This window comes from Rhodococcus oryzae (assembly GCF_005049235.1).
GTDB lineage: Bacteria > Actinomycetota > Actinomycetes > Mycobacteriales > Mycobacteriaceae > Rhodococcus_G > Rhodococcus_G oryzae.
This window is the reverse complement of the sequence record NZ_SUMD01000011.1, coordinates 25569-41069: the sequence shown is the minus strand read 5'-3', so window position 1 is coordinate 41069 and position 15501 is coordinate 25569. Positions and strand designations below refer to the sequence as shown.

Below are 15501 nucleotides of genomic sequence, written 5' to 3'. Positions count from 1 at the left end.
GCTGGTGGCAGACTGGCCGCCATGAGTTCGGGAACCGCGCGCCGCCAGCACATGGCGCATTGGGGCATGTTCGAGGCGGAATCCGACGGCACCGACATCACCGCGGTGCATCCGTACCCCGGCGACGGCGATCCCTCACCGATCCTCGCGAACGCGGTCGGCTCGGTCCGGCATCGCTCGCGGGTGGCGGGCCCGGCCGTCAGGCGTGGCTGGCTCGAGAAGGGTCCAGGGCCGTCCGAGCAGCGGGGATCCGACGAGTTCGTCGCGGTGTCCTGGGACGAGCTGACCGACCTCCTCGCCGGTGAGCTGCGCCGCGTGGTGGGCACCCACGGCAACCGCGCGATCTACGGCGGCTCCTACGGCTGGTCCTCGCCCGGCCGTTTCCACCACGCACAGAGTCAGGTCCACCGATTCCTCAAGATGCTCGGCGGCTACACCCGCTCCGAGCACAGCTACTCGCTCGGCGCGACCGGCGTGATCATGCCGCGCGTGGTCGGGACGCACTGGAAGATGTTCGCCCGCTCCACGAACTGGGACGTCATCGCCCGCGAGACCGACCTGATGGTGTGCTTCGGGGGAGTGCCGCTCAAGAACACCGCCGTCAACGACGGAGGCACCAGCCATCACCCCACCCGCGCCGCGCTCGACGCGCTGCGGGCGCGGGGCGGCCGGATCGTGTCCATCAGCCCGTTGCGCGACGACCTGCACGGCGAGGCGGAGTGGCTCGCACCGCGTCCGGGGACCGACGTGGCCATGATGCTCGCCTGCGCCTACGTGCTCGCCGACGAGGGGCTCGCGGACCGGGAGTTCCTGGACCGCTACTGCACCGGCTATGAGGTGTTCGAGGAGTACCTGCTGGGCAAGGCGGACGGCGTCGCGAAGACGCCCGAGTGGGCGGCAGAGCTGTCGGGCCTGCCGGCCGACGCCATCGCCGACCTGGCCCGCCGAATGGCCGAGGGCCGCACCCTGATTTCGGTCACCTGGTCGCTGCAACGGGTGCGACACGGCGAGCAGGCGCCGTGGGCGGGCATCACCCTGGCCGCCATGCTCGGCCAGATCGGTTTGCCGGGAGGCGGTTTCGGGCACGGGTACGGCTCGATGAACGAGCCGGGCCTGGCGCCGGTGCCGTACCCGCTGCCGACCCTGTTCCAGGGAACCAACCCGGTGTCGGACTCCATCCCGGTGGCGGCGATTTCGGACCTGCTGCTGAATCCGGGGCAGGACTACGACTTCGACGGTCAGCGCCGCACCTTTCCCGACATCCGGCTGGTGTACTGGGCCGGGGGCAACCCCTTTCATCACCACCAGGACCTCGGCCGGCTGCGCCGCGCGATGGCCCGGCCGGACACGATCGTCGTGCACGACCCGTACTGGACGCAGATGGCCAAGCACGCCGACATCGTCGTCCCGTCCACGACGTCCCTCGAACGCGAGGACCTGTCCTGCACGCGCAACGATCCGCTGATGGTCGCGATGCATGCCGCCACACCGCGATTCGCCGATGCCCGCGACGACTACGACACCTTCGCCGCGCTCGCGCAGCGGCTCGGGTTCGGGGAGCGGTTCACCGAGGGCCGCACCGCGGGGGAATGGATCGAGCACCTCTACGGCCAGTGGCGCGGGTATGTCCTCGCGGACGGCGGGGAGGCGCCGGAGTTCGACGAGTTCTGGCGGCGCGGGCACGTCCGGATGCGCACCGAGGAGGAGCTGACGCTCTTCGAGGAGTTCCGGGCCGATCCCGAGGTCAACGCGTTGCGCACCCCGAGCGGCAAGATCGAGATCTTCTCGGCCGTCATCGACGGCTTCGGCTACGAGGACTGCGCCGGACACCCGACCTGGTACGAGCCGGAGGAATGGCTCGGTGGTCGGCGGGCCGAGGCCTTCCCGCTGCACCTGATCGCGAATCAGCCGAAGACCCGGCTGCACAGCCAACTCGACCACGGCGCCACCAGTCAGAACTCGAAAGTGCAGGGGCGCGAGCCGATCCGGCTGCACCCCGACGACGCGGCCGCCCGCGGTATCGCGGACGGAGACGTGGTCCGGGTATTCAACGACCGGGGCGCCTGCCTGGCCGGGGCGGTGCTCGACGAGGGCGTGCGGGTCCGCGTCGTCCAACTCTCGACGGGCGCCTGGTTCGATCCGTTGGACCCCGCCGACCCGGATTCGATGTGCGTGCACGGCAATCCGAACGTCCTCACCGCCGACGTCGGCACCTCGAGCCTGGCTCGCGGCTGCACCGGTCAGCACGTTCTTGTGCAGGTCGAGCGGTTCGACGACGAGCTGCCGCCGATCCGCGCCTACGACCCGCCCACGATCCGGCCGCGCTGAGCGAGCGCCGCGGTCAGTGTCCCGCGCCGAGGTGGCCGGACAGGAGTGTGTGGCGGTCGGCGGAGGCCTCGTCGAGGCCGATGATGGTGGCGGTCTTGCCCCTGCTCGCGTACTTGGTGGTGATCGCGTCGAGCGTTGCGATGGTGGAGGCGTCCCAGATGTGGGCGTCCGAGAGGTCGATGATCACGTGATCGGGATCGCCGAGGTAATCGAACTGGTAGATCAGGTCGTTGCTGGACGCGAAGAACAGTTCGCCGTGTACACGGTAGGTGCGGGTGTCGATGCGGCCGTCGTGGTTGCTGTCGGATTCGGAGATCTTCTCCACGTCCGTCAGGTGCGCGACCCGGCGGGCGAACAGGACCATCGCGGTGATCATCCCGACGATGACCCCGTAGGCGAGATTGTGGGTGGCGACGGTGACAGCGACCGTCGCGAGCATGACGGCGGTTTCGCTCTTGGGCATGCGGCGCAACGTCTTCGGGGTGATCGAGTGCCAGTCCATGGTGCCGACCGAGACCATGATCATCACCGCGACCAGGGCCGCCATCGGGATCAGGGCGACGATGTCTCCGAGCCCGACGACCAGGATCAGTAGGAACACGCCTGCCAGGAAGGTCGAGATTCGGGTGCGGGCGCCGGAAACCTTGACGTTGATCATGGTCTGGCCGATCATCGCGCAGCCGCCCATGCCGCCGAAGAACCCGGTGACCAGGTTCGCCACACCCTGGCCCCAGCCCTCGCGGGTCTTGTTCGAGTGCGTGTCGGTGATGTCGTCGACGAGCTTGGCGGTCATCAACGACTCAAGCAACCCGACCAGGGCCATTGCCAGCGCGTAGGGGGCGATGATCCGCAGCGTCTCCATCGTCAGGGGGACGTCGGGGAAGAACAAGGTCGGCAGGCTCGACGGCAGCTCGCCCTCGTCGCCGACGTCGGGAACGTTCAGCGCGAAGACGACAGTGGCGGCGGTGAGCAACACGATCGCAACCAGAGGGGCCGGGACGGCGGTGGTGAGCTTCGGGAAGAACACCATGATCAACAGGCCGACGGCGACCATCGGATAGACCAGCCATGGGACGCCGAGCAGGTGCGGCAGCTGCGCGGCGAAGATCAGAATGGCGAGGGCGTTGACGAAGCCGACCATCACGCTGCGCGGGATGAACCGCATCAGTTTCGCCACACCCAGCACCGACAGCAGAACCTGGAGCGCGCCGGCGAGAAGAACTGTTGCGACGAGGTAGTCGAGGCCGTGGTCCCGTGCGACGGGCGCGATGACAAGGGCGACCGCGCCTGTGGCGGCCGAGATCATCGCAGGCCGGCCACCGACGATCGCGATCGTCACCGCCATGGTGAACGAGGCGAACAGCCCGATGCGGGGGTCGACACCGGCGATGATCGAGAACGAGATCGCCTCCGGGACCAGCGCGAGAGCGACCACGAGGCCGGCCAGTACCTCGGTCTTGAGCCGGCGCGGGTCGCGCAGGGCACTGAGAACCGAATTGTCGGTCCAGCTGCCGGCAGGGGTGGTGACAGCCATCGGATTCCGTTCGCGTGAGGGCAGGGCGGAGAGCCCTCGGGTGATGGTGGCGGCACTTCTGCCCCGCGGTCGGCGGGCAGCTCTGGCATCGACCGCGCGAGACTCTACTCGCCGGTTACGGAAGAGTGGGTGGAGGGGCTGCGAGCTGGCGCCGTCAGATCGTGTCGGGGTCGCGCTTGGTCTCGAGCTCGTGTATCCGCTCGGTGGCCTCCTGGAGGCGCTGCTTGCGTGATCGGGCTTCCGAGGTCTTCAACTCCTCGTAGATCTCCTCATCGTCGTCGCTGAAGCTGAGGATCATCCGGGGGAGGCTCAGCGTGACGATCAGTGACGGCCAGACGACCCAGGCGTAGTCCCAGTCGACAACCAGTTGCAGTACGAGGAAAGTCACGAGGGTGATGCCGAAGATCACTCCGTCGAGCGAATCGATCAATCCGCCGCGCCTGCGGAGGGAGGAGAGCTCCGCCTCGGTGCTAGGTGACGTGGTCAGGGCCGCGGGGGTGGTTCCGCCGACCGGGATCTTCCGGAGATGACCGTCGACCTGCTCGAGCGGCATTCCGCCGGGCAGTCCCCGGAAGGCACCACGCATGACGTCGAGGGTGCGTGCGGAGGCGATCGCTTCCGAGCGGTCATAGAACTCGGTGGTGTCCAACCGTCCTGCGGCGTAGTGCTCGCTGATGGCATTCAGGGCGTGCATGCGCTCGTCATCGCTGAGGAGTAGGTCTTCGCGGTCGGATTCCTCTGTCACGTAACGACTCTCTCTGTGGGTGATGTGTCAGAACCTCAACCGACAATGTTATCGAGTCATGCGGCCCGGACGTCTTCGGTCGACGCGGCCACGGTTTCGGGCATGTGTGTCCGCCGGGGGAGCAGGAGCGGGGTGGCGAGCAGGAGAACGCCGGAGATGGTGATCGCGGCGAGCGGGCTGGTGAGTGTGGCAAGGATTCCCCAGATCACCATGAGGGTGGCCTGGGTCAATTTGCTGCTGACACTCCATGCGGTGAGGACTCGCGCGGTGTGATCGGCGGGAGTGCGCTGCAGGCGTTCTGTCGCGTTGATGGGGTTGAAGACGCCCATGCTGGTGATCAGCAGGCCCTCGACGGCGATCACCGTGAGGAGTCCGGCGATGCCCGGTTGGGTGAAGGCGAGGCCGAGCGGGAAGATCGAGCGCAGCCAGCCTGAGACGATCATGACCCGGTGCCGGCCGTGGCGGGCGACGAGGCGAGGGGAGAGGCGGGCACCCACGAAGCCGCCGAGTGCCGGGATGCCGAAGGCGAGCCCGTATTGCCAGGCGGGGAAGCGGTATTCGCCCAGCAGGAGGACGGCCAGGAGTGGGAGGGTGGCCATGATCAGGCCGCTCACCAGGATCGAGTTGAGGAACAGGCGCCGTAGGCCTCGGTCGTGCAGGATGAATCGCCAACCGCCCAGCAGGTCGGTGACGCGCAACCCGGTGGCGATGTCGCGGGGCGCCGCGACATCGCTTCCACGGATGCGGAGGACCCCGAGCGCGGACAGCAGGAAGCTGAGCGCGTCGGCGGCGACGGTGACGACCGGGCCGAGCAACCCGACGAGCGCTCCGCCGAGGGGCGGTCCCGCCGCGGTCGCCACCCAGCTCGTGCCTTCGAATCTCCCGTTCGCGACGAGGAGATGCTCGCTGCGGACGAGGTGCTTCAGGTACGCGCCGGACGCGGCGGTGAAGACGATGCCCGAGGTTCCGGAGATGACCGAGACAACCAGCAGTTGGCCGTAGGTCAGTGCGCCGAGGAAGTACGCGATCGGAACGCTCGCCAACGCGAGGAACCGGGCCAGGTCCGAGGCGATCATCACCGGCCGTTTGGCCCGGTGCTCGACCCACGGACCCAGCGGGACCGCGACGATCGCCGAGACGGTGAGTCCGGCCGCTTCGAGAAGCGAGACGGCGAATGCCGGTGAGTGCAGCACCTGCACCGCGATGAGGGGGAATGCGCCGAAGGCGATCCACGTGCCGTAGGTGCTGACGGCGTAGGCCGACCACAGCCAGCCGAAGCCGGGCCCCAACTGCACGCGCATGCGACTCCTTCGTGACAACCGATGCTCGGGTCTTCGATCACATCAGCCGTGCCGATACCCGATCAAACAACTGCTTCCCTGGCGAGCCACAACGATCAGTTGTGCATCGCTAGGCTGGGGCGATGGATACCGAGGCAGTGCGATCGTTTGTGCGGGCGGCCGAGCTCGGACAGCTCCAACACGCGGCCAACGAGCTGGGCGTGACACAACAGGCCGTCTCGAAACGGATAGCGGCCCTGGAGCGGGAGCTCGAGGTCCGGTTGTTCACCCGTACCGCCCGCGGGGTCGACCTGACTCTCGACGGCCAGGCGTTTCTTCCGCACGCACGAAGCATCGTCACGGGTGTCGATCGGGCCGTCACCGCGATCAGACCGGGCTCACGGGCCCTTCGGATCGACGTTCTCGGCCTGCGATCCGCGCAGGCTGTTGTCCTGCACGACTATTGGCGGTCGCATCCCGAAACCGAGCTCGACGTGGTGACCCTCAAGGTCAACGACCCGCGCGTCGTGGTCGCCGCCGTCGAAGCAGGCGATATCGACGCCTCGTTCCGCACGGTCACCGATCCCGCGACGCTGCCGCGCGATGTGCAGATGATCCACGCGTTCGACTCACCGCTGGAACTCCTTGTCGGCCCGAGGCATCCCCTCGCCTCCGCGCGAACCCTGACACCACCGCAGCTGCGCGGGCATCGGATCTGGGTGCCGGGTATCGCGCCCCGCAGCGAGTGGGGGGAGTTCTACGATCAGCTCGCCACCGAATTCGACCTCCGCATCGACGCGGCAGGCCCGCACTTCGGCGACGAAGTACTCCTGGACACCCTCGCGGACTCCGCGGATCTGGCCACCCTCGTCGGGGCGCGCGACCGGTACATCTGGCCGACAAACCACGACCTGCGCCGCATCCCGATCGTGAATCCGGCGCTCGCATACCCGCTCTCGCTCATTCTCCCCAGAACGAATCCGCATCCCGGACTGCGGTCGATCATCAACCACCTCGCAAGCCTGACACCGCTCGCGGAGCCTGCCTGGCGCCCGGCCTGGGCAACGACCCCACGCAGTGTTCTCGGCGACTGACCCCGGCGACGGCGACGATCGTCAAGCCCGCCGTTTTGCCGGTGCGCGGCACCACGGCGGCGTACGGTCGTCAGGCATGGACCGTCGTGCGGTGACCTGTCGACCACGCCATCTCCGAGCGGCCGGCGCCGCATTCGCCCTGACCCTGCTGCTCGGTGCCTGTTCCTCGGACACCGGGTCGGACTCGGGCACCACCTCCGCAGCCGCCTCGCCGGGAGCATCCGCCCCCGCGATCGACGATGCGACGCTGCAGTCGACCGTGCAGGAGGCCGCCAAGCAGTTCATGCTGCCCGGCGCGGTGGTGCTGCTACGCACGCCGGAGGGGGACCAGACCGTCACCTACGGCACGACCGAACGCGGCGGCGGTGCGCCGGTGACCCTCGACGACCACATCCGGGTCGGCTCGAACACCAAGACGTGGACGGGAACGGTGATCCTGCAGCTGGTGCAGGAGGGCAAGCTCGCCCTCGAGGACCCGGTCTCGAAATATCGGCCCGAGGTCCCCGGCGGCGACGGCATCACGATCGAGCAACTGCTGAACATGCGCAGCGGGCTGTTCAACTACAGCGAGACGCTCGAGCTGAACGAGTCCCTCGACCGGGACCCGCAGAAGGTGTGGGCGCCTGAGGAGCTGCTGTCGCTGGCGTTCGCGCATCCGCCGTATTTCCCGCCAGGCCAGGGCTATCACTACTCGAACACCAACTTCGTCCTGCTCGGCCTGATCGCCGAGCAACTCGACGGCAAGCCGCTCCCGGAGATCTTCCTGGACCGGCTGTTCACCCCGGTAGGCCTGGAGCACACCGAATTCCCCGCGTTGACCTCGAAATCCATCCCCACCCCGTACTCCCGCGGATACATGTTCGGCGACAACGTGCTGACCATGACCGACCCCGCGATCCCGCCGGACATGCAGGCCGCCGCGGCGGCAGGAACCCTGGCGCCGAACGACGTGACCGACGGCAACCCGTCCTGGGCGTGGTCGGCCGGATCGGGCATCTCCACCGCGCACGACCTCGCGACCTGGGCGGAGGCCCTGGCCGACGGTAAGTCCCTCGACGCCGACATGCAGGCACGCCGCCTCGCGAGCGTGCAGCCGGTCGACCCGAGCACGCCGGACGGACCGGGCTACGGCTGGGCGATCGCGAAGATGGGCCCGCTCTACGGTCACACCGGCGAGCTGCCCGGCTACAACTCGTTCATGGGTTCCGACGAGGAGAGCGGCGTGACGCTGATCGTCTGGACCAACCTCGCGCCCGGCGCCAACGGTCAGGACCCGGCCAGCACCATCGCCAAGACGATCATCGAGAAGATGTTCGCGCCGAAGTGAGCGGGTCCTGGTCCAGCTGATCGGGGGTCTCGGCGGGGAGGTTCTCGGTCCAGGGACGGAGTTTCTCCGGGTTGCGGACCGCCCAGATGCGCGTGATGCGGTCGTCGGTGAGGTCGAATGCCGCCACGGTGACGGTGACGCCGGTGTGCTGGGCGACCAGGCCGGGCCTGCCGTTCACCGACCGCTCCAGGAGCGTCAGCCCGGGGGCCTTGTCGGCGATGTGGACGAGGTATTCGGCGATGCGCTTGCTGCCCTCGACCGGGCGGAGGACAGTGCCGACCAGGCCACCGCCGTCGGCGAGCATCCGGGCGTCGGGGTCGAGAAGGTCGACGAGGGCCTCGATGTCCTTGGCCTCCCACGCCTCCTTGAACAGCCGCACCAGGTCGGCCTGCGCCGACGTCGGGACCGCCGAAACCTGCGCTGCGCGAACACGCCGACGGGCCGAGGACGCCAGCTGTCGGCACGCCGCCTGCGTCCGGTCGACGATCTCGGCGATCTCGGCGAAGGGGTACCGGAAGACATCGTGCAGGACGAAGACCACACGTTCGGCAGGCGTCATCGACTCCAGCACGACGAGGAAGGCCATGTTCACCGACTCGTCCTGGGTGACCCGGTCGGCTGGGTCGGCCCCGGCGCTCGCCGGCCCGCTGAACCACTCCGCACGGTCGGGCAGCGGCTCGGGAATCCATGCGCCGACGTAGCGCTCACGTCGGACCCGAGCCGAGCCGAGCATGTCCAGGCAGACGCGGCCGGCCACGGTGGTCAGCCAGGCTCCGGGTGACTCGATGGCCTCCTGCCGTTGCCGCGACATCGCATACCAGCGGGCGTAGGTCTCCTGCACCGCGTCCTCGGCCTCGGATAGCGAACCGAGCAGCCGGTAGGCGAGATTGGTCAGATGGCGCCGCTCGCCGACGATCGCGTTCGGGCCCGGCTCGGACCGTTCAGGTCCTGGCTCGGATGGGGTGCTCATCGCCTCACCTCACATTTCGCGGGCCTGCGTCGTCGACTTGTCGAGACACTACTGATCCATCGCCGCGAGGCAGAAGAGGGGACCGCACCATGGCCACACAGACGATGGCAGTACCGAGCCGACTCACGTTCCCGCGGATCGCGGTGGCCCTGCAGACCGGGACCATCTTCTTCCAGGCGGTCACCGCAGGCATGCTGCTGTCCACCTCCCAGGGTGCGGTGCTGCACGACATCGGATCGCGCGTGATGTACGGCGCATCGATGCTGTACGTGCTCGCCACGATCCTGGCGTGGCGGCCGGGCGGAGCCTCGCCCCGCCCGATCCTGTACTCGACCGGCTTTCTCGTTTTGGCCTCTGTGCAGGTTGCATTGGGCATCGCGCACGTGCCGTCGCTCCATGTGCCCCTTGGCGTCCTGATGTTCGGCCTGAGCATGCTCGCGCTCGGCCAGGTGTTGTCGGACCGCGCGAAGTGAGCGGGACTCAGTCCTGTGGAACCATGCGCAGCGAGATCGAGTTGATGCAGTAGCGCTGATCGGTTGGGGTGGGGTAGCCCTCGCCCTCGAAGACGTGGCCGAGGTGGCTGTGGCAGTTCGCGCACAGCACCTCCACCCGGCGCATGCCGAGGGTGCTGTCCTCGCGCAAGATCACCGCATCGGAATCCGCCGGGTCGAAGAAGGACGGCCACCCGCAATGGGATTCGAACTTCTCCGTGCTGGTGAACAGCAGCGCGTCGCACGCCCGGCAGTGGTACTCGCCGACGGTGGTGGTGTCGGTGTACTCGCCGACGAACGGGCGCTCGGTGCCCGCCTCGCGGAGCACCGCGTACTCCTCGGGGCTCAGGCGTTCACGCCACTGGGCTTCGGTGAACTGGACGGGTGCCGGATCTGCCGCGGAACTCATGGCACCACGGTACTCAGGCGACGGCTACATGTGTCGGCTCAGCCGACGGTGACACGTTGTCGGCTCAGCCGACGGTGACGCGTTGTCGGCTCAGCCGACGGCGACCTTCGTGCGCTCCTCGATCAGGAATGCCGGGTCGATGCCGCCGTCCAGCCGGTTCTCGCGCTTCGCGATGAGGTACCGGCCGAGCAGGACCGCGAAGATCACGATGAGGAGCAGGCTCCAGCCGAGGGTGGTCTTCATGTACTCGGCCGCGCGGCCCGCGGCCGGCCACCGCACCGACAGCCAGCTGTCGTAGCTCATGAACCCGTAGACGGCCAGCCAGGCCGGCCAGTTCCGCATCACCGAGTTCCGCAGCACCACGCTCATCAGCAGCGGGAACATCATCATCGAGTAGTACATCTGGCCGAGCGAACCCAGCAGGAACGACGCGGTCAGCAGCACGCCGGAGGCGGTGGTGACGAAGAAGAGCTGATCGTCGCGGTAGTAGCGGTACAGCAGCCACAGCGACACAAGGACCATCACGCCGAACAGGGCCCGCAGCCCCAGGACCAGCAGGTCCGGCAGTCCGTAGTAGGCGCCGTTGCCGACGATCGCGCTGTTGAAGTAGTCGCGGGACTCCGCCAGGTACGGCGCGGTGCGGCGTACGAAGTCCATCGGGTCGGCCGACAGCGGCCAGGCGATCGCGGTGAGGATCAGCGGGATGCCGAGCGCGGTCACGAAGACCTTCCACTGCTTGCTCACCAGTGGCAGCAGCAGCAGGGGCCAGAGGACGGGTTTGACCGCGAACGTCAATCCGAGGGCGACGCCCGACCATGCGTCCTTCTTGCGCAGCAGCAGGTACATGAACGCCACCTCGCCCAGCAGGACGAGGCCGTTGATGTTGGTGAAGACCAGGGTGTTGGTGACGGTCTCGGACGCGAACATCGCGAACAGCAGGATCGGTGCCGCGATGGAGTCGAGCGCCAGGTTGAACATCTTCAGCATCAGGTAGCCGGCGATGATGACGGCCGCCGCGTTCACGAGAATGAACAGCCAGCGCGAGCGCTCGGGGTCGATGAGCGCGATCGGGGCGATCAGCAGGGTTCCGCTGGGTGGGTACAGGTAGTGCGGGTCCACCCAGTTGAAGTTCGCGGTGTAGACGGGCCTGTGGTTGAGGAAGGCCAATGCCGCCCTGTAGACCGGCGCGAAGTCGTCCGTCCGGAACCCGTTCACCGCCTTGATGAGCACTCGATGCAGCACCGTCATGATGGCGATCGGCCACAGCGCGAACTTGACCACCTCTGCGGTCGTCCGGCCGGTGCGCGGTTCGAGATGTCGAAGGAACACCGTGGCACGGTACACCGAGCGGGCGCCCGGGCGTTCGGGTGACACTCCGCGAGGCCGCCTCAGCCAGGGCAGGCGCCGCCGTCCGGGGGCAGCATGCCGGTGCCCGCGTACCCCGCGATGGCGAGCTGCCCGCAGCTGGAATGCGTCGACACGGGATGTCCGCTGCCGAGCCAGGCGACGGTGGCGTTGGCGGCACCCGCGGCCGCGACCGCTCCGGTCACGGAGCCGGCCCCGGCGCTGCCGACGACCGGGTCCGCGGCCCCGCTGAGCGTGAGCACCGCGACGTCGAGTGTGGCGGGCAGTTCCGGCGGCGGCGTGGTGGGCCACGCCGTGCACAGCAGCAGCGAGAGCGCGGCGTCCGGCCCGAAGACCGGGTACTGCTCGGCCCAGGCGGTCCGCAGTTCACGGGCCCGTCCGGGCGTCGGCCACTGATGCCCGTCGGAGCAGCGCGCGATGAACTGTCCGTCCGAGTCGGTGGCGGCGGCGGTGTGCCCGATGAGGGAGTCGAGCGGGCCGACGTCGCCGCGGCCCGCCGCGGCCAGCACCTCCGAGAACTCGCGGACGCGGGCCTGCTGATCGCCGCGGGGCGCGCCGAGGAAGCCGGTGAGGGCGGTCAGCACTCCGTTCGAGGAGACAGGGGCCAGCTCGCCCGCAGACGCGCGGCGGACCAGGTCGGCCACCGCCGTCCTGGGATCGGGGCCAAGCGAGCAGGCGAGCGCGGCGCATTGCCGGGCGAAGGCGGCCAGCGCCGCCTCCTGCCCCGCGACCCGGGACTCGGCTGCGGTCACGGCGTCCGCGCGGACCGAACCGGGGGCGTCGAGGACGAGCCGGGAGAGCCGATCCGGGTGCTGCGCCGCGTACGAGAGCCCGACGGCCGCGCCGTTTCCGGTGGTGAGCAGGCCCAACCGCTCGACGCCCCACGCCTTGCGCAGCTGCTCGAGGTCGTCCGCGGCGTGCGCGGCGTCGAAGTCCAGCTCCTGCGGCTGCAGAAAGTCGGTGCAGCCGACCGTGGCGTCGCGGCTGAGTGCCATCACCTTGTCCGCAGCGTCACCGCCGTCGGGGTCAGGCGGGGAGAACTGGCCGAGGTCGAGCATGGCCCTGCGCAGGCCAGGGGTGTCGATGCACTCGATGGTGGTCGAGGTCCCGATCCCGCGACGGTCAACGGCCACCACCGGCCGGGTGGCGAGCAGGTCGGTGATGGGACCCGCGGCCAGCGCCGCGAGGGTGGCGGTGGAGGCCCGGTCCGCGCCGGAGGTGAGGACGAGCGGGCCCGCGTCGGCTGGGGTCTGCGGGAGCCTGGCCCGGGACACCCCGAGGCTGAAGGTGCCGGGGATCGGGGACGACTCGTCGATCGGGGCCGCGAGCTGCGCGCATTCGATGATCAGCCCCGCTGGTCCCGGCCCGAGACCGAGCGTGTCCAGGGTGGTGCGGGTGCAGTCGCTCCAGTCGAGATCCGTGCGGGGCGCCTCGAGCGGGGGCGGCTCCTGTTCGGCGTCGGCGGTCCGGCCCGTCGTCTCTCCCGGACGCTGCGCGACCGCGACGTCGGGGCGCACGCTCGGCCCGGCGCTGCAGGCGCAGCAGACGGCGAGTACCACGGCGAGCGGCCACGTCCTGCGCAGTGGGGATGTCACGGTGCACAGCCTGCCAGGTCGCTCAGCCGTTCCGCTCGCGTACCCAGCGCGCGAGCAGCGTGCCGTCCTCGTCGCCGAGCAGGTGCGCCCGACGCATCGCGGTCGGGTCGGCGGCGGGGGAGAAGGCGATCCGCGGTGCGGTACCGGCGACCAGCAGCGGGGCCGTGGTCAGGCACAGCTCGTCGACGGCGTCGGCCGCCAGCAGCTGTCCGAACAGTCCCGGCCCGCCCTCGCACAGCACGCGTCCGAGGCCGAGCCCGTGCAGGGTGTCGAGGATCGCCGCAGGCGGCACGGTGGACTCGCCGAGTTCGAGAACCCGCGCGCCCGCCGCCTCGAGCCCGGCCTTCCGATCCCGGGGTGCGTCGGCGGTGGTGAGGATCAGGGGTGCGGTGGTGGTGTCGGTCAGCAACCGGGAGGTCGGGTCGATGTCGGCGCTCGCGGTGACGACGGCGATGGGCGGCGCGTCCGCCTGGCCGCGCTCACGGCGGCGTGCGCGGCGCTCCGCCGTGACCCGGGCGCCGCCGTAGTTCTCGGCCCGCACCGTTCCGGCGCCGACCAGGATCACGTCGGCCAGCTCGCGCAGGACGCCGAACAGGCGCTTGTCGGCCGGAGTGCCCAGTCCCGCGGACGTCCCGTCGGCGCTCACCGCGCCGTCGATGCTGGAGACGAAGTTGACCCGGACCCACGGCGCGGACGTCGTGTCCGGATAGACGTGCAGGTCGCGGAGTTCATCGTCGTCGAGCGGTGTGAGGTGGGTCGCAATATCGAGGCGCTGCATATGGGAGATGACAGCACGTCGATAGCCTCCATGCATGCACGAGCGTCTTGTTGATCGCAGTCCGGTGGTTCAGGCGGACCAGCTGATCGCCCAAATGGTCCCGCCGGCGATGTTCGACGAGGTCAGTTTCGCCTCTTACATCCCCGACCCGAACGAGCCGAGCCAGGCGGCTGCCGTGCACAAGGCCGAGGAGTTCGCGGCCAAGGTGACGAAGATCCGTTCCGGCGGACGGCGCGGGTTGTTCGGCAAGAAGGCACAGGCCAGTGGCGCGGGCCTGTACCTCGACGGCGGCTTCGGTGTCGGTAAGACCCACCTGCTGGCATCGATCTTCCACAGCGTGCCCTCGCCGAAGGCGTTCGGGACGTTCGTCGAGCTCACCCACGTGGTCGGCGCGCTCGGCTTCAACAACGCTGTCGAGCAGCTCTCCGGCCACAGCGTGCTCTGCATCGACGAGTTCGAGCTCGATGACCCGGGCGACACCATGCTCGTCTCGCGCCTGCTCACCGAGCTGTCGGCGCGTGGCGTGTCGATCGTGGCCACCTCCAACACCCTGCCCGGTCAGCTGGGCGAGGGCCGGTTCGCGGCCCAGGACTTCCTGCGGGAGATCAAGAAGCTCGGTTCGATCTTCGAGACGATCCGGGTGGACGGCCCCGACTACCGCCACCGCGACCTGCCCCCCGCGCCGGAGCCGATCTCGGACGCCGAGCTCGCCGACCGCGCCGAGGGGATCCCCGGCGCGACCCTGGACGACTTCGACGCCCTGTGTGCGCACCTGAGCACCCTGCATCCCTCGCGCTACAACAAGCTGATCGCGGACGTGCCCGCGGTGTTCCTGCGGGGCGTGCACCCGGCCCAGGACCAGTCCGTCGCGCTGCGACTGGTCGTGCTCGCCGACCGTCTGTACGACGCGAGCATCCCGGTCACCGTGTCCGGCGCGAAGCTGGACGAGATCTTCACCCCCGAGATGCTCGCGGGCGGCTACCGGAAGAAGTACCTGCGCGCGACCTCGCGGCTGCTCGCGCTGTCCCGCTTCGAGGTCGCTGCCTAGACCGCTCGCTGCATCACGAAGTCGTGGTGCAGCTGCTCGCCGACCAGGAACGTCTTGGTGCCGACCCGCTCGAACCCGTGCTTGGCGTAGAAGCGCTGCGCCCGCGTGTTCTCCTGGTTGACCCCGAGCCAGACACCCGCGGCGTCCAGAGCGCGAGCGTGGTCGAGCGCCGCGGTCATCAGCGCCACCGACACCCCGTCCCCGTGTCGGTCCGGCAGCACGTACAGCTTGCTGATCTCCACGGTCGGCAGCAGCGTGACCGCCGCCCGGACATCGGGATCGTCGGGGGTGCCGTCGACGAGGATGGCGTAGCCGATGATCCCGTCCGCGCCGACGGCCTTGAGCACCGTCCGCTCCGGTGCTGCCAGGTACTCGGTGAAGCGGGCCTCGGACAGCACCGTGGTGATGAAGTCCGCGATGTCGGCGTCGGTCGCGGACGGCGGGCACGCCAGCGGGAAGGTCTCGGCGGCAACGGCGGCGAGCTCGGCCGCGTCGGATGAGATGGCGCGGACGACGGCGAACTGAGAAGGCATGCGT

At 69.1% G+C, this 15501-nt stretch carries 14 protein-coding genes; 5 read left to right on the top strand and 9 right to left on the bottom strand.

Annotated features, from left to right (window positions below; translation table 11 throughout):
- Positions 1 to 51: 51 nt before the first annotated feature.
- Positions 52 to 2328 (top strand): molybdopterin-dependent oxidoreductase, encoded by a 2277-nt coding sequence (locus FCG67_RS20305; RefSeq protein ID WP_136911582.1) that lies wholly within the window; start codon positions 52 to 54, stop codon positions 2326 to 2328.
- 13 nt (positions 2329 to 2341) lie between these two features.
- Here FCG67_RS20305 and FCG67_RS20300 read toward each other — a convergent pair whose 3' ends face one another.
- The 3 genes from FCG67_RS20300 to FCG67_RS20290 all read right to left on the bottom strand — a co-directional run bounded on the left by FCG67_RS20300 (position 2342) and on the right by FCG67_RS20290 (position 5908).
- Positions 2342 to 3862 (bottom strand): SulP family inorganic anion transporter, encoded by a 1521-nt coding sequence (locus FCG67_RS20300; protein WP_136911475.1) that lies wholly within the window; start codon positions 3860 to 3862, stop codon positions 2342 to 2344.
- 154 nt (positions 3863 to 4016) lie between these two features.
- On the bottom strand, positions 4017 to 4607 hold the full coding sequence (locus FCG67_RS20295; protein ID WP_136911474.1) for a DUF1707 SHOCT-like domain-containing protein: 591 nt from the start codon (positions 4605 to 4607) through the stop codon (positions 4017 to 4019).
- A gap of 56 nt (positions 4608 to 4663) precedes the next feature.
- Positions 4664 to 5908, bottom strand: a complete 1245-nt coding sequence (locus FCG67_RS20290; protein WP_136911473.1) for an MFS transporter — start codon at positions 5906 to 5908, stop codon at positions 4664 to 4666.
- Positions 5909 to 6030: 122 nt separating this feature from the next.
- On the opposite strand from FCG67_RS20290, the gene FCG67_RS20285 reads away from it, so the two are divergent.
- Entirely contained in the window at positions 6031 to 6981 is a 951-nt protein-coding gene (locus FCG67_RS20285) for a LysR family transcriptional regulator (protein ID WP_136911472.1), read from the top strand.
- 76 nt (positions 6982 to 7057) lie between these two features.
- Complete coding sequence (locus FCG67_RS20280; protein ID WP_136911471.1) at positions 7058 to 8308, top strand: serine hydrolase domain-containing protein; 1251 nt, start codon at positions 7058 to 7060, stop codon at positions 8306 to 8308.
- Here the strand turns inward: FCG67_RS20280 and sigJ are convergent.
- A complete protein-coding gene (sigJ, locus tag FCG67_RS20275) occupies positions 8280 to 9278 on the bottom strand; it encodes an RNA polymerase sigma factor SigJ (RefSeq protein WP_136911470.1) in 999 nt (332 codons plus the stop codon). The two genes, FCG67_RS20280 and sigJ, sit on opposite strands and share 29 nt — an antisense overlap.
- A gap of 89 nt (positions 9279 to 9367) precedes the next feature.
- On the opposite strand from sigJ, the gene FCG67_RS20270 reads away from it, so the two are divergent.
- A complete protein-coding gene (locus FCG67_RS20270; protein ID WP_136911469.1) occupies positions 9368 to 9751 on the top strand; it encodes a hypothetical protein in 384 nt (127 codons plus the stop codon).
- Between the two features lie 7 nt (positions 9752 to 9758).
- Here FCG67_RS20270 and msrB read toward each other — a convergent pair whose 3' ends face one another.
- The 4 genes from msrB to FCG67_RS20250 form a co-directional block, all read right to left on the bottom strand.
- Positions 9759 to 10178, bottom strand: coding sequence for a peptide-methionine (R)-S-oxide reductase MsrB (gene msrB, locus FCG67_RS20265; RefSeq protein ID WP_136911468.1), 420 nt, complete (start codon positions 10176 to 10178; stop codon positions 9759 to 9761).
- A 90-nt stretch (positions 10179 to 10268) separates the two neighbouring features.
- Positions 10269 to 11507 carry a glycosyltransferase family 87 protein gene (locus FCG67_RS20260; protein WP_211243281.1) on the bottom strand — a complete coding sequence of 413 codons (1239 nt, stop codon included), beginning with the start codon at positions 11505 to 11507 and terminating at the stop codon, positions 10269 to 10271.
- 59 nt (positions 11508 to 11566) lie between these two features.
- Positions 11567 to 13138, bottom strand: coding sequence for an alpha/beta hydrolase (locus tag FCG67_RS20255; protein ID WP_246045191.1), 1572 nt, complete (start codon positions 13136 to 13138; stop codon positions 11567 to 11569).
- 22 nt (positions 13139 to 13160) lie between these two features.
- Positions 13161 to 13916, bottom strand: coding sequence for a pyrimidine reductase family protein (locus FCG67_RS20250; protein WP_136911467.1), 756 nt, complete (start codon positions 13914 to 13916; stop codon positions 13161 to 13163).
- Positions 13917 to 13950: 34 nt separating this feature from the next.
- On the opposite strand from FCG67_RS20250, the gene zapE reads away from it, so the two are divergent.
- A complete protein-coding gene (zapE, locus tag FCG67_RS20245) occupies positions 13951 to 14964 on the top strand; it encodes a cell division protein ZapE (protein ID WP_136911466.1) in 1014 nt (337 codons plus the stop codon).
- On the opposite strand, the gene FCG67_RS20240 is transcribed toward zapE, so the two are convergent.
- Positions 14961 to 15497, bottom strand: a complete 537-nt coding sequence (locus tag FCG67_RS20240; protein WP_136911465.1) for a GNAT family N-acetyltransferase — start codon at positions 15495 to 15497, stop codon at positions 14961 to 14963. The two genes, zapE and FCG67_RS20240, sit on opposite strands and share 4 nt — an antisense overlap.
- Positions 15498 to 15501: the final 4 nt, after the last annotated feature.